13 protein-coding genes are annotated in these 13,420 nt (G+C 58.6%); 4 read left to right on the forward strand and 9 right to left on the reverse strand.

The features are described 5' to 3' along the window. The first annotated feature begins 61 nt into the window (after positions 1-61). From NKG95_RS06960 to NKG95_RS06970, 3 genes are all read left to right on the forward strand, one after another. Positions 62-859 (forward strand): plasmid partitioning protein RepB C-terminal domain-containing protein, encoded by a 798-nt coding sequence (locus NKG95_RS06960; RefSeq protein ID WP_502913925.1) that lies wholly within the window; start codon positions 62-64, stop codon positions 857-859. A 379-nt stretch (positions 860-1,238) separates the two neighbouring features. Beyond that, entirely contained in the window at positions 1,239-1,640 is a 402-nt protein-coding gene (locus NKG95_RS06965; protein WP_023718152.1) for a type II toxin-antitoxin system HicB family antitoxin, read from the forward strand. A 194-nt stretch (positions 1,641-1,834) separates the two neighbouring features. Beyond that, positions 1,835-2,152, forward strand: coding sequence for a YMGG-like glycine zipper-containing protein (locus tag NKG95_RS06970; protein WP_353040285.1), 318 nt, complete (start codon positions 1,835-1,837; stop codon positions 2,150-2,152). A 479-nt stretch (positions 2,153-2,631) separates the two neighbouring features. On the opposite strand, the gene NKG95_RS06975 is transcribed toward NKG95_RS06970, so the two are convergent. Both NKG95_RS06975 and NKG95_RS06980 read right to left on the reverse strand, forming a co-directional pair. Next, positions 2,632-2,877: a hypothetical protein gene (locus tag NKG95_RS06975; RefSeq protein WP_352861874.1), complete on the reverse strand. Its 246-nt coding sequence runs from the start codon at positions 2,875-2,877 to the stop codon at positions 2,632-2,634. 464 nt (positions 2,878-3,341) lie between these two features. Then, a complete protein-coding gene (locus tag NKG95_RS06980) occupies positions 3,342-4,508 on the reverse strand; it encodes an acyltransferase family protein (protein ID WP_353040286.1) in 1,167 nt (388 codons plus the stop codon). A gap of 349 nt (positions 4,509-4,857) precedes the next feature. On the opposite strand from NKG95_RS06980, the gene NKG95_RS06985 reads away from it, so the two are divergent. After that, complete coding sequence (locus NKG95_RS06985) at positions 4,858-5,628, forward strand: HAD-IIA family hydrolase (protein WP_353040287.1); 771 nt, start codon at positions 4,858-4,860, stop codon at positions 5,626-5,628. Between the two features lie 186 nt (positions 5,629-5,814). Here the strand turns inward: NKG95_RS06985 and NKG95_RS06990 are convergent, their stop codons facing one another. From NKG95_RS06990 to NKG95_RS07020, 7 genes are all read right to left on the reverse strand, one after another. After that, positions 5,815-6,795 (reverse strand): SIS domain-containing protein, encoded by a 981-nt coding sequence (locus tag NKG95_RS06990; protein ID WP_353040288.1) that lies wholly within the window; start codon positions 6,793-6,795, stop codon positions 5,815-5,817. A 23-nt stretch (positions 6,796-6,818) separates the two neighbouring features. Beyond that, positions 6,819-7,592, reverse strand: a complete 774-nt coding sequence (locus tag NKG95_RS06995; RefSeq protein ID WP_353040289.1) for an ATP-binding cassette domain-containing protein — start codon at positions 7,590-7,592, stop codon at positions 6,819-6,821. Between the two features lie 10 nt (positions 7,593-7,602). Beyond that, positions 7,603-8,799 (reverse strand): alanine racemase, encoded by a 1,197-nt coding sequence (locus NKG95_RS07000; RefSeq protein ID WP_353040290.1) that lies wholly within the window; start codon positions 8,797-8,799, stop codon positions 7,603-7,605. A 15-nt stretch (positions 8,800-8,814) separates the two neighbouring features. Further along, positions 8,815-9,759 (reverse strand): ABC transporter permease, encoded by a 945-nt coding sequence (locus NKG95_RS07005; protein WP_353040291.1) that lies wholly within the window; start codon positions 9,757-9,759, stop codon positions 8,815-8,817. 142 nt (positions 9,760-9,901) lie between these two features. After that, complete coding sequence (locus tag NKG95_RS07010) at positions 9,902-10,969, reverse strand: substrate-binding domain-containing protein (RefSeq protein ID WP_353040292.1); 1,068 nt, start codon at positions 10,967-10,969, stop codon at positions 9,902-9,904. Positions 10,970-11,045: 76 nt separating this feature from the next. Continuing rightward, positions 11,046-12,281 (reverse strand): ROK family protein, encoded by a 1,236-nt coding sequence (locus NKG95_RS07015; protein ID WP_353040293.1) that lies wholly within the window; start codon positions 12,279-12,281, stop codon positions 11,046-11,048. Positions 12,282-12,346: 65 nt separating this feature from the next. Continuing rightward, positions 12,347-13,411 carry a substrate-binding domain-containing protein gene (locus NKG95_RS07020; protein WP_353040294.1) on the reverse strand — a complete coding sequence of 355 codons (1,065 nt, stop codon included), beginning with the start codon at positions 13,409-13,411 and terminating at the stop codon, positions 12,347-12,349. Positions 13,412-13,420: the final 9 nt, after the last annotated feature.

Genomic DNA, 13,420 nt, shown 5'->3' on the forward strand with positions numbered 1-13,420 from the left:
TCTTCATCTTTTCTCTGCAGATGCCAAGTCGTCTACAAAATACCGACAGGTCCAATCTTCAGTGCGCGAGATCGGCCTCGTGGAATTGCCAGTTGTCGCACGCGACAAAGACGCGCCAGGCAAATATCTCCTGATCGACGGCCACATGCGCATCGAAATTCTGCGCGAGCTGGGCATCATGGAGATCGAATGCCTGGTCGCTACCGACGACGAGGCCTTCACCTATAACAAACGCGTAAGCCGACTGGCCACGATTCAGGAACATTTCATGATTCTGAAGGCCATCGATAACGGAGTTCCTGAAGAGACCATCGCTAAAACTCTGAACGTCAACGTCAATCAGATCAGGCTCAAAAAACGCTTGCTGAAAGGCATTTGCCCAGAGGTGATCGAAATGCTTGAGGACCGCTTCGTCCCTATGAATACCTTTACGGAGCTACGAAAGTTGGCTGCGGTTCGTCAGGTTGAGGCAGCCCAATTGATGATTGCAATGAGCAAGTTCTCGATCAACTACGCAAAGTCGTTGGTCGGAGCCACGCCGCAGTCGCAACTTGTCGATACATCGAACCCGAAAAAGGTACATGGCCTTAGCGACGCGCAGATGGCTTTGATGGAGAACGAGTCTGCCAACTTGGACCGAGAAGTTCGCCTTATCGAAGAGAGCTACGGATCTGACCACCTCGATCTCGTGGTGGCGACCGGCTATCTCACCCGATTGTTGGAAAACGCCCGCGTCGTCCGATATCTCGCACAGTGTTTCCCCGAAATACTTTCTGAATTTCAGAAAATGACCGAGCCAAATCGGTCCGCTCCCACAACCAGCCGTCGACGGCGGGCTCCGATCATTCGGCCGATTTGAAGTAGCCTCGATTTCCGCAGCATTTTTCGGCACTATCTTTCGGATGATGCGCAGCACATACCGCTTCGCCTGCGGTTCGAAGCTCCGGGCTGGAACGGTCGTAGCGCTGCCGCCGGGCGTCCAGCACAGCGGGTGAACATACCCGACAAACCCTGCCAGATGTTCGTCACCGGTGGGTGCGAGCAGCTCTTCATCGGCATCGCCCGCCATAGAAGCCGACACACCGGCAGAGATCGCCGCCATCGAGAACCCGGCTCGGGATCATCAACGCCGAAACGAAGGCACTTGCGACACGTCAGAATGGGAACCAAGAGCGACATCCCGATCGGCACGCTCAAGAGTATCGAAAAACAATCCGGCGTGAAGCTGAGGGAGGCAAATGCGGAACTACATCGGACTGATCCACAAGCAAGCGGACAGCGACTTCGGCGTTTCGTTCCCCGATTTTCCGGGCCTGGTGACAGCAGGCGTCAATCTGGATGATGCCCGCGCCATGGCCGAGGAAGCACTGGCCTTTCATGTCGAGGGGCTGGTCGAGGATGGCGAAGCAATTCCCGAGCCGTCGTCCCTGGAGGAAGTGATGTCGGACAAGGACAATCTGAGCGGTGTCGCCATCCTGGTTCCCTTGAAAGCCGAAGCGGCGAAAGTCGTGCGCGTCAATGTCACCATTCCGGAAGATATCCTCGATCAGATCGATCGATATGCAGAGCGCCACGGCTACAGCCGATCCGGATTTCTGACCGCTGCGGCAAAAAAGGTTATGCAGATCGAGGCAGCGTAGCCCCTCGAAGGTCGATTTGAGATGAAGCTCTGTGGTCTTGTTCGGTTACATTTCTTTCCGAAACCGAGCTGTCAGACTAAAACAACCATGTCTTATTTCGTGAGGCTCGGTGCCTATGTTCCGCCGCAAATGCCACCGCACTTGGCAAAATCGGCCCGTGTATTAGTTCATAGACTTCAAGGGAGTACCAGACGATGACCATGTCCAGAGCCATTGCCGCCATGCTCGTAACCGCCGCATTGGCAGGCTGCGCGCAGACCGAAGCACAGCAGAGAACCAGCACCGGTGCGCTGCTCGGCGCCGGCGCCGGTGCGCTTGCCGGCCAGGCGATCGGCGGCAACACCAAGAGCACGGTCATCGGTGCCGGAGCCGGCGCCTTGCTGGGCGCCGTCGTCGGCAACGCCACCACGCCGCAGCCGCGCGGCGAACAGCTTTGTCGTTATCAGGATCGCAACAGCGGCCGCATCTACACCGCCCCCTGTGACGACCGCTATTATAACGGTGATTATTGAGCGTTAACGCTCCTCCCCGTCCCTTTTACGGGAGAACGCGCCAAGCTTTGGGGATGAGGGGCAGCGCAGTTCAGAAATGCTGGCACCCCTCACCCGCCTGTCGGCATACCTCTCTCTGGTCGAAGCTGTCGATTGGCCTGGTCGAGCACGGCGAGCGCCATGTTGGCGATGTCGAGCGGGGTGATGGCCATGGCTCAGGCCTCCGTCTGCCTGGTGGGTCGGGGATAACGGGGCATAGCGCCTCCACGGCAAAAAGCCGCTTCAAGGCGGCCGGGGACCTTTTGTGATTTGTGGCCTGGCGAACCGTCGCACGTTTTGTGCATGGAGCCGTCACGATGCCAGCCGCCCGTCAGGGAATGGGTGGGCACGTGCTGCGTGATCCGCCTTTTTTCCATTCGAGCAAGGAAGACGGCAATGCTTCGGTTATTGCAGTTTCACGACACCGCCGCGCAATGCGGCGATGTCTTGCCTGGATTGAGTCAGCCGATGCGTGCGCCGGTCGAGATCCCTGTTTCGGCTGACTTGGCAAAGACGCTTGCTTTCACCCTTCCGGCACCTCCCGCCATAGCCAAGCCCTTGTCCAGGGCATCCTGAAGACTTGGTGTGTAGTAGGCGGTGTCCTCCAGACCGCTGAAGAAGTTTATGCGATGAACTTCCCCCTTCTTGCTCATAACAATGCCCGCTTTTCGGAGCACTTCCTGAACTGTTTTGTACTTCACGTTCATAGTTACCTCCCTTGCTCAGACAAGGCAGCATCGCCCTTTCTTGTAACTATTTGGTGCCGTCGATTGGCCAAAAGGGCAACATGAATGTTGTGGCGAACTCGTATCACTCTGGCGCGGCGCACCGGGTGAACTTGGGATTCGCACATTGGCCGACCTAGCGTCCAGAAGGGCGACGTCTGATGCCCGCTCCTTCGCGGGTCAGGCCTCGTCGTCTTCAGAGCGATGAACGTCATCTGCTTGACGCTCGACGCCGTGCAGTCCAATTCGCCAGCGCCAGCTTGGCATCGGTGGCGAGTTCGCCGGCCGAACCCAACGATTGGGACGCGCTGTTCAGCGAAGTGCTGGTGGGCGGCGTTCCCCATCAAGATGGCGCATCCCTTGACCTACAAGGCCAGCATGATCGACGTCGGCCCGCAGCCCCAATGACAGGGCGCTGGTGCAGCTAGAACCCGTCCGGCGGCTGGTCATGCGCCGGGCTTGACCGCCTCGAGGGCCGGGCTCCGCCCAAAACGCTGCACCACGAAACGGCCCATCTTCTGGCCTGGCACCTCGATCAGCGTGTAGGTGATCCAGGACAGCAGGCACACCACCGGCAAGACGACGACAGTGACGACCGCGAAGCGCAGCGGCGCCGATAATTCGTGGCCGAACTGGGTGATGACCAGGGCCGCGACCGGCTGGAGAACCAGCAGATGGATCAAATAGATGCTGAAGGAAAGCTCGCCCATCAGATGAAAGAACCTGTTGGCGAGCGTCATGGCGATCTTTCTGGCCATGATGCCCATCATTCCCGGCAGCATCCGGTAGAGAACCAGGGCAAAGAAACCCACGACGAGCGCTTCCCGCATCCAAAACTTGCCCAGCCCGTAGCCGCCGCCGAAGGGCAGCGCGGCCAGAGCCATGGCCAACGCCAGATGCGCGAAAGGCCGCTTCTGCCTTTGATGGACGACGCCCGCCAGCAGCATCCCGCACAGGAAAATCTGCATCTTCAGCGGCAGGAACGACGGCATCGGAAAATGCACCGACAATTGCCCCATCAACAACACGATCGCGCTGCCGGTGGCCGCGACCAGAATGGCGCTCCATACCCAGTCAAGCCTGCGCACCAGCAGCATGATCGCCGGAAACACCGCATAGAACTGCATCTCCAGCCCGAGGCTCCAGTCCGGCAGCGGCGTGCGATAGGCGAAATTCGGCACCAGGCCGAACAGGAACAGCAGATGGGCGCCAATATTCTTCAGGCCGCTGTCGAGATAACGCTCGGGCGCCTGCGGCGACCTCAGCAGGAACTCGTCGATGACCATCCTCGACTGGTAGAGATAGGGGCCAAGCGCCAGGGCAGCGAACAGCATGACGTAGAACAGCGGCGCGATCCTGAAATAGCGGCGGGTCCAGAATTTCAGCCAGGTCTCCGGCCTTTGCCAAGGCTCCTTGTCCTGGCGCAGCTGGTAGTGGAACACCATCAGGAAGCCGGACAGCATGATGAACAGATCGACGCCGAGGTCCGGTTCGCCGAGGATGGGAATCTGCCAGCCGGTCAACAGCAGGCAGTGCCCGATGAGCACCCAGATCGCGGCGAGCGCCCGAAGCCCGTCCAGGCACTCGATCCGCGATGACCGGTCTTCCGTCATGCCGAACTCCTCGATGGCCATGTTGCAGTGCAGCATGGCGGCTGAGGGAGGAATGTCAACCGTGGGGGAGGAACACGATTTGCGCTCGGTTGTTACGGAACCGCCGAGGCTGCCGATCTTCCAAAGGGTTCACCCTTCAACCTCGGTTATGATTTGCCTGCCTAACAACCTCGCCGGCCATGCCGCCTTAGGATCTACCACGCCTTTCTGCACGTCAGAGCATCTCATCTATACGCCCACAGAACCTAGCGGCTTTGCAGGACACATTGCCTCTGCGCTTATGCGATCGTAACGGGAGGTTCTGCTCCCGCTCGATCAAAACCTAGGCAGATTAGTTATGGAGACAGCGGTGAAAATCGCACACTTGTTGGACATGGATGGTGTTCTTGTGCGTGGTGGAGTGCCGATCGAGGGTTCAGTCGACTTTGTCGGAGCTTTGGTCGAAGACAAGAGAACTTTTCAGGTCTTTACCAACAATTCCAAGTACACGCCGGAGGATCACGCGTTCCGTTTGCGCAGAATGGGTTTTCCGGTCGAGCCTCACCACATATATACCTCTGCCCTGGCCACCGCGCGGTTTGTCAGCACGCAAATTCCGGGCGCCTCGGCTTATGTCATTGGGGATCAAGGACTAACTTCCGCGCTCCAAGCCGTCGGCTGCCGGACCACGGCATTCTCCCCCGATTATGTCGTTCTTGGAGACGCTACCTCATATCACTATGAGGAGATCGCTGCTGGTGCGCGGCTCATTTCTGCAGGCGCCCGATTCATCGCCACGAATTCCGACCCAACAGCGCCGGCGGAAACAGGACTTCATCCCGCCTGTGGGGCCGTTGCAGCTGTGATCACCTCAGCTACTGGAATGCAACCTTATTTCATCGGCAAGCCCAATTCTTTTATGACCCGATGTGTCCTCGAGAAACTCGGTGTCGGTGCCGAACAAACCGTTTTGGTCGGCGATCGAATGGACACTGATGTCCTTGCCGGGCTAGAATCAGGGATGCGATCCGTGCTTGTCCTAACGGGCGTGACCGCATCTGCTGACCTTTCGCGTTTTCCTTTCAAGCCCGACCTGATCGTCGATCGGTTGGCCGATCTTGCTGGTCACATATGGGTCTAGTGCATTGATCCTTCGACCGGTCAGGTTGATCCGCCTCAGCGAGGCGGCAGCGACGTCCCTTGCGTGATGTTAGAGGGGCGGCCGCCTCAGGGGACAATTTAGCCCAGTCGTGACCCCATCCGAACAGTCCGCGAGCGAGTGTCCGCTGACTAGCTGGTCGGAATAGGGCGGAGGACCAGCCCGTTTTCAGACGGTTCTGGTCACCTTCTCGAGCAGACGTGGCCTGTCCGGGTCTCGACCGAGAGCAACAGAAATACGGTCCGCGCTTAGATAAAACGACTGGACCAGTGAGATGGGATCAAGTGCTGAATGCGCGGTCTCGGTGAACACCGGCAGAAGGATATTCGCTCCTGCGTGCTTCAGCCGATCCAGATTTGCGAGCGTCGTCGAAAATGCGGCGTCTTTTGGAGCAAGAACCAAGATCGGGAACCGCTCGGTTACCAGTTCCATCGGTCCATGTATGACTTCCGCCGCCGAATATGCTTCGGCGTGGATGCCACAGGTCTCCTTGAGCTTTAATGCTATTTCCTGCGCCATCGGCAGCGAAGGGCCGCGCCCGAGAATATAGAGGGAAGCCGCAGCAGCAATGGTGTCCTCAACTTCGGTCCGGCGATGTTGTTGCGCCTTTGCTAGGGCGTCAGGCAGGCAATGAACTGCGTTATTCAACCGGGTGTTTTCCGCTAGCGCGGCAACGATCGCGGCTGCCAGACTCGCCGATGCTATAAAGGTCTTCGTCGCTGCCACACTCAATTCCGGTCCCGCATGGAGGGGCAGGCAAATGTCGGCCTCCTTGGCAAGTGGTGACGTCGCATCGTTGGTGATTGCGACCGTCGGCACGCCGGCGCGCCGAGCCTGCGTCTGAACGGAGAGAATATCCGGGCTGCGGCCGGATTGGGATATGGTTATCAGAATTGTGTCGCGCAGGAGGAGCCGAGCCGCGTAAATCGACACGACCGAAGCGCCCATCGAACAAACGGGAACGCCAAGTTCAATTTCCGCCAAATACTTGAAATACGATGCCGCGTGGTCCGAGGAGCCCCGCGCGCAAGTCACAAGGTAAGATGGCCGGCGTGTACGAAAGAGTTTTACAAAATCCGCGACGGCGTCGGCATTCTTCAGAAGCATCCGCTCCACAACCATTGGCGCTTCCGCGGTCTCAAGAGCCATTTGGGTCGGCAGAGAAGCTCTGGTCATTTGCTAAGACCGGTTATCATCGAGACTATTTCGTTTTTGTCTGTTTTGACCGTTTCACGGATACCGATCTGCTTGCCGCGCCGGAGAACGCAGATGCGGTCTGACAGGCGAAAGACCTGGTCGAGGCTGTGGCTGATGAGCAAGATCGGCAGATTTCGTGCCTTCAGTGTTTCGATGATTTTTTCGACTTTGGCCGTTTCGGCGACACCGAGTGCTGCGGTCGGCTCGTCCATGAGCACGAGCTTGGTAGCCCAGTGTGTAGCGCGCGCAATAGCCACACCTTGCCGTTGGCCACCGGACAGATCGCGGATCGTCGCTTTTGCGGACGGAATGCGGACGTCAAGCTGCTTCACAAGCGTCTCCGTCTCGGCCACCATGCGCTTGCGGTCGAGCCGCCGGAGCGGCCCTCTCACCAACTCTTTGCCGAGGAACATGTTCATGTAGACAGGCTGGTTGTCGGCGAGCGCCAGATCTTGGTAGACGACCTGTATTCCGAGCGCCTGGGAGTCGCTCGGGTCTGACATCGTTACCTCGGATCCATCGATCATCACGCGGCCGGCAGAGGGCGGATGAAAGCCAGCGATGATCTTGACTAACGTGGACTTGCCGGCGCCATTGTCACCAACAAGAGCAACGACCTCGCCGGCGAAGATATCGAGGTCGAAACGTTCAATCGCGACGATGGCGCCGAACGCTTTGTGAATGCCCTGGAGCGAAAGGACGGGCGTGATGTCGTCGGAGGTGGCAATAGGGAGAGAAAGGGCCGGCATGGGACGCTCCTTACATGGGCCAGTTGGTCGGGCGGCCGAGTGCATCGTGGATGGTCTCGACAACCGGCTTACCTGTGGATAGGCCGGCGACGCCGGCGATATAGGCGCGGGTAACAAAGGCCTGCGGACGGAAGCCGAAGACGACGCTATCACCTATGCGTGGCTTTACCCGACCGGTTGCGTCGATCATCCCGTAGTAGTCGATCGAGGCCGGGGCCGGGATGTTAACCGGCGCAAGCGCGGCATCCGATACAGTCGGCTCGCGCGAAACGATGGCCCGGACCTGATAGTGTGGAAATACCGGATCGATGTAGAGGCCACCGCCGAAGCAGAAGGCCTCGCCACCGATCAAATGAGAAACTTCGCTGAGATAAATCACTGCCGGCAGCTCCGGCAGGTCCTCCGTCGCGTGGAGTGGCGTAGTGCCTGTCAAGCCATGGCCCGGCTCGATCTGGGTCGCGCCTGCCTCCTCCAGCATGGGCAGTATCTCCGCCGATGTGGTTCCAGGCGTGTTGATCTCGATGTCTTTTCGACCCGCCTTAGCGAGCGCCTCGGCGGCGCGCTGCAGAGTCGCGAGGTTCGGCGTAGGCTTTACCTTGCGGCTTTTCGGATCGAAGAGCTGTGAGGGGAAGGTGACGATGCCGCCAAAGCGGGCGCCGGCAACTGAGTCAAACGCGTCGGCAACTGCAACGATACTGTCAGCAGGGAAGCCGCCTTCGTGCCCCCGATAGAAGGTATCGCCGTCGGCGACGATGCGAGCCAGTAGGGACTGTGTCCGCCCGACTTTCGCGGACGCCGCACCCGCTTCGATCGCCTTTTCGTAGCTGAAGACCGTCCAATTCTCGGGATGCATTGCCGCCGCGGCATCGGCTTCGAACCGCGGCACTTGCACCAGATGGCCCACATGCCCGAGGCCCATGCCAGCGCGATGCGTGGCTCGCGCGCACTCCATGTCCACGGCTACTGATTTGGGAATGCCGCCGCGCATGATCGCCTTACAGTACGACGCGTTGCGCCCGATCTGCTTGGTCATCGCGTAAGCCTTCAATCCGAATTTGGCGGCAATGCCAGCTATATGCCGTGTGTTGGCCTCCACGGCATCGAGGTCGACAACATAAGTATTGGCCGGAAGCTTCCCGTTCTGATGGAGCTCGATAACTTGTTCCACAAGCGCCGGATTTCGGCGACGGATAAGGTCCAGAAACATCGGAATTCCTCCGGATCAGCGGTTGGGTTCACGTAGCGTCGTGGCCACCGCAATCAGGATAATCAGGCCACGTGCAATCATTTGGTCGGATGGCTGATATCCCATGAGGATCAGGCCGTTGTTCAGTATCCCCATCAGCAACGAGCCGATCAGCGCCCCGATGATGGTGCCGGAGCCGCCGTTGAGACGCGTGCCGCCGACAATAACCGCCGCGATAACCGTAAGCAGATCCGCCTCACCCAGGGTGTAGCGTGCGCCATGCAGGCGGCCCGCATAGAGCAACCCGGCGAGTGCCGCGAGCATCCCGCTCAACACCAGCACGCTGAAGCGCACGCGCAGCACCTTGATGCCAGTAGCGCGTGCCGCGCGGGCGCTGTCGCCAACCGCGTGGAGGTGCGCGCCGTAGCGAGTTTCGCGATAGACAAAATAGCCGACCGCCACTGCAACCAACGTCCACAGTATGAGCGAAGGCAGACCGAGCAGGGAACCCGAGCCAAAGAATGCGTTGAAGAAATCGTTTTGGATCGGAACTGATTGCAGGTCGGTCATCCGACGCGCGACACCGGCGAAAACGCCCATCGTCGCCAAGGTGACCAGAAAGGAAGGCAGTCGCCCGTAAGCGACGAGGGCGCCATTCAGCGCCCCAATGGCAGCGCCTGCGCCAAGGCCGGCGATCACCGCCACAGGCCACGCCCATTCGCGGAGCACGACAGCCGCCAAAAGGGCTGAAACCGCCACAATGGAGCCGATTGACAAGTCGATTTCGCCGGCCGTCAGCACATAAACCATGCCGATCGCCATGACAGTCACCGGCGCAGTCTGTTGCGCTATGTTGAAAAGATTCGATAACGTAGCGAAGCCATCGTTTCGCAACAGCACGGCGAAAGTCGCAAAGATCAATAGGAAGCCGACATAGATCACGTAACGGCTTGGCGGAATGGTTTTGAAAATGGCTGTCATGAGAGCCTCAACGCATGTCACGGGTTAGTATATTGTAGATCGCAGGCGGCCTTCTGCGCCGCCTTGCAGTGTCCGCCTGCGATCCGCTCGCCTGAAAACCGCGGCGGGAGATCCGTCGGCCCTGGCGAGCAATATCCTGGCGTCAATTTGCCAGGATTGATGCCGGTGGCTCGCGATGCAGCGACTGGCGGTATCCGTCAGGGATATTGTCCTTCGTGACCGTAAGATTGTCGACGGCAAGGAATGGTGGAACCTTCTTGCCGAGCAGGCCAAGCGCACCGGCCCTCGCGGCTGTGGCACCAATGCTATATGCTTGGTCAGCAACGATCGCAGCGACGTTGCCCCCATGCTTCATATCGAGAGCCAAAGGTTCAGAGAGATCCATGGTGACAATTTTGGTCTTCGAGTTTCCAGCGTTGCGCAGCGCAGCCAGCACGCTTTCAGCCGGTGAGGCCCACGTCACGTAAATGCCGTCGACGTCGGGATTCTTCGCCACTATCGCGTTGGCAATATCCTCTGCGCGCGTAGGGTCGGCGAGACCCTGTTCGGCCACGATTTCGGCGCCCTTGCAGTCGTCAATGATGGTCTGCTTGAAGCCGCCATCGCGCTGGTTGGTAACGAAAAAATCGGCGTCGTGATAGACGTAGGCAATCTTGCCCTTGCCCCCGATGGCGGCACACATGGCGTCGCCAGCGCGCTTGCCCATCTTGCTAAGGTCGTCAGACACCACCGCGACGTAATCCACCCCATGCACATACCCTTTTGGCGGCTGGTCGACAAAGACTAGCGTCGTACCGGCATCATGCGCGATCTTGTAGGTTTCTGGAGCAGTGGCCGGATCGACCGCCTGCGAGAAGATAATGCTCGGCTTCTTGGCCATGACCGTCTCGATATCGCTCTTCTGTTTGGCGGCGTCAAAACCAGCATCGGTTTGCGCTACGACCTCAATTCCGAGTTTGGTAAATTCATCGATGGCGCCTTGACTGGCTGCCTTTGAGTAGTCGGAGGATTCGTGCCAAACCAACGCAGCGGTATAGTGAGCCGCTCTGATCGCCGCCTCCTGTTCCGGAGTCAGCGTTATGCTATCGGCGGGCGTTGCGTCCTCGCCATTCGGTCCTTTGGTAGCCTTGAGTTCAGCGTGTAGCGGCGTAGCGAGGGCGAAGCTGGCGAGGAAACAAAAGGCCCTCAGGGCGATCGATTGCTTTGACATGAATATTCCCCTTTGCTGTAAATTGGCGCCATAGGGTAATGTTCCGGTTGGACGGCGCTTGCCAGCCGGGTTCCAGTCACTTCAATGCAAAGATCGGCTGAGGTGCTGAGCGATGCTGCGTTTCGTACCAATCGCCGACGATGTTGTTCTTCGTACTGGCCAGCATTTGCTGAACGGGTGGCCCGAAAGCGTGGCAACGCAAATTCTCTGTAGCGGTCGACACAGCGCCAATCAGGCCCGCGCGGGTGCCCAGGGCACTCCCAACGATTCTAACCGGCCGGGCCAAAACGTTGCCGATCTGCAGTCGCACGCGTTCAATCAATTCGGGCCGCGCACCTATGCTCCCGCCCAAGACGAAGAGATCGAGATCGAGAACAGCTTGCAAAGTGGTAATAGCAAGTGCGACCGAACACGCCGTCGCGTTCAGAACCTCGCCAGCGGCAGGATCTCCGCCGTTCAGCCGATCAAATATTTCGCGCACAGAGCTGACACTCGCATCTCCTTTGGCCCGATAGCGCTTGAGCATCGCGACCGAGCCGGCATCATGCTCGAACGCGCCAACATGCAGCGCTTCGGGCGAAGTGATATCCGCGCCGATGGGAAGATATGCGATTTCGCCGGCTCCTCCAGATGCGCCACGCACCAGCCGGCCATCAACCACCAGGCCCAGTCCCGTGCCTGTCCCAAGCGCCACAAAAGCAACATTGGTACAGCCCTGTGCGCAGCCGGTTGCCAGTTCACCTAGCGCAGCAAGGTTTACGTCATTCTCGTGCGCAATCGCGCCGCTAAAACGATTGGACAGTTCTTCCTGCACATCGAGACCATCCAACCCACGAATATTCGGCACGAGCGTAATGCGATGGGTCTGTGGATCGATGGCACCCGGAAAGCCCGCGACCACGCTTCGAATTCGCCCTCTTCGGCAGGTGGCCGAGTGGGTCATCTGTTGTGCAAGCCTGCAAATCTGGTCGAAAACATGGGTGCTTCCGCGTGGATCTGTTGGTTCGCTCAATTCCGCTACAATCTGCCCGGTGGCGTCAGCCAGCGCGGCCGCGATTTTTGTGCCGCCGACGTCCACACCGAGTACATAAACGGCATCGGCCGCAAGCCGAAACTTGCGGTCCGACAGGCTCCGTTCATCAACCGCGATCCAGCCCTCCCCCTGAAGTTCGGTGATAGCAGCGACTATGTTCTGCTCAGGCATGTTAATATGCGTGCCCAGCTCAGATATGGTCATCGGCGAAGCTGCTAGTGCGTCGGCAATAAGGCGGCGCACTAGCATTTTTAGCAACGGTATTTGGGTGGTCATCATGCTCAATCTATAGTTCGTACTGGTGACGAATTAATAAGGGCGGCATTGAATATTGCGAAGACAAGCTATTGGATGGCGTCCAGAACGGCCTGTGGCGGGTCGCGATGTAGGGACGCATTCCAGCCCTCCTTGACGTTGTTTTTGGTAACCGCGAGCGCCGGCACGACTATGTAGGGCGGCGCCGATTTGCCGAGCAGACCCAGCCCGCCGGCTCTGGCAGCAGCAACACCATAGTTGTAGCCGTCGTCGCCAATAATCGCTGCGACGTTGCCACCCTTGATCATGTCGAGCGCGACTCCTTCGGAAAGATCAATAGTAACGAGCTTCGTATGCGTGTTGCCGGCATTGCGGAGCGACGCCAACACGCTTTCCGCCGGCTGTGCCCAGGTCACATAGATGCCATCAAGATTGGGATGTTTTAAGAGGAAGCCGTCCGCCACCTCCTCCGCACGCAAGGCGTCAACGATGCCTTGGGACGCAACGATCTTGATGTCCGGATACTTATGCTCAATCGTGTATTTGAATGCCTGGTCGCGCTGGTTCGGGACATAGAGCTTGGCGTCATAATAGATATACCCAATCTCGCCTTTACCGCCGATGGCTTTAGCTAGTTCGTCCGCTGCCTTCTCTCCCATCTGGAACAGGTCATCCGTCAGCAGCGCCACGTAGTCTTTACCCTGAACATACCCGTCCGGCACCCCTGCGGCGAACACCAACTTCACGCCCTTGTCGCGCGCCGGCGCAAAAGCAGCAGCAGAAGCCACGGGGTCTATCGGCACTGTCAAAATCAGATCGGGGGACTTCGCCATTGCCGTCTCGACATCATTACGCTGTTTGGCCACATCGAGATTTGCATCTGTCGTTACCACAACCTCGATGCCAAGCCGCGCCAGTTCGTCGTGCACACCCCGGTCGACAGCACTCATCAAGTCCGACTGCACATGCCACAATACCGCCGCCTTATATTTGCCCTCCTTCAGCGTAGCGACATCCTCGTCGGTGAGAACGAGCGCGCTGAATGGCGTGGCTGTCTCACCTTTTGGCCCGACAGTTTGCTGGGCTATGGCCGCAGTGGAGATCGTTACGCCAGCAAGGAAACTACTCAGAATCAAAGTTCGAAGTTGCAGCATAGTTTTTTT

The sequence above is a fragment of the Mesorhizobium sp. M1423 genome, assembly GCF_040317575.1.
Lineage (GTDB): Bacteria > Pseudomonadota > Alphaproteobacteria > Rhizobiales > Rhizobiaceae > Mesorhizobium.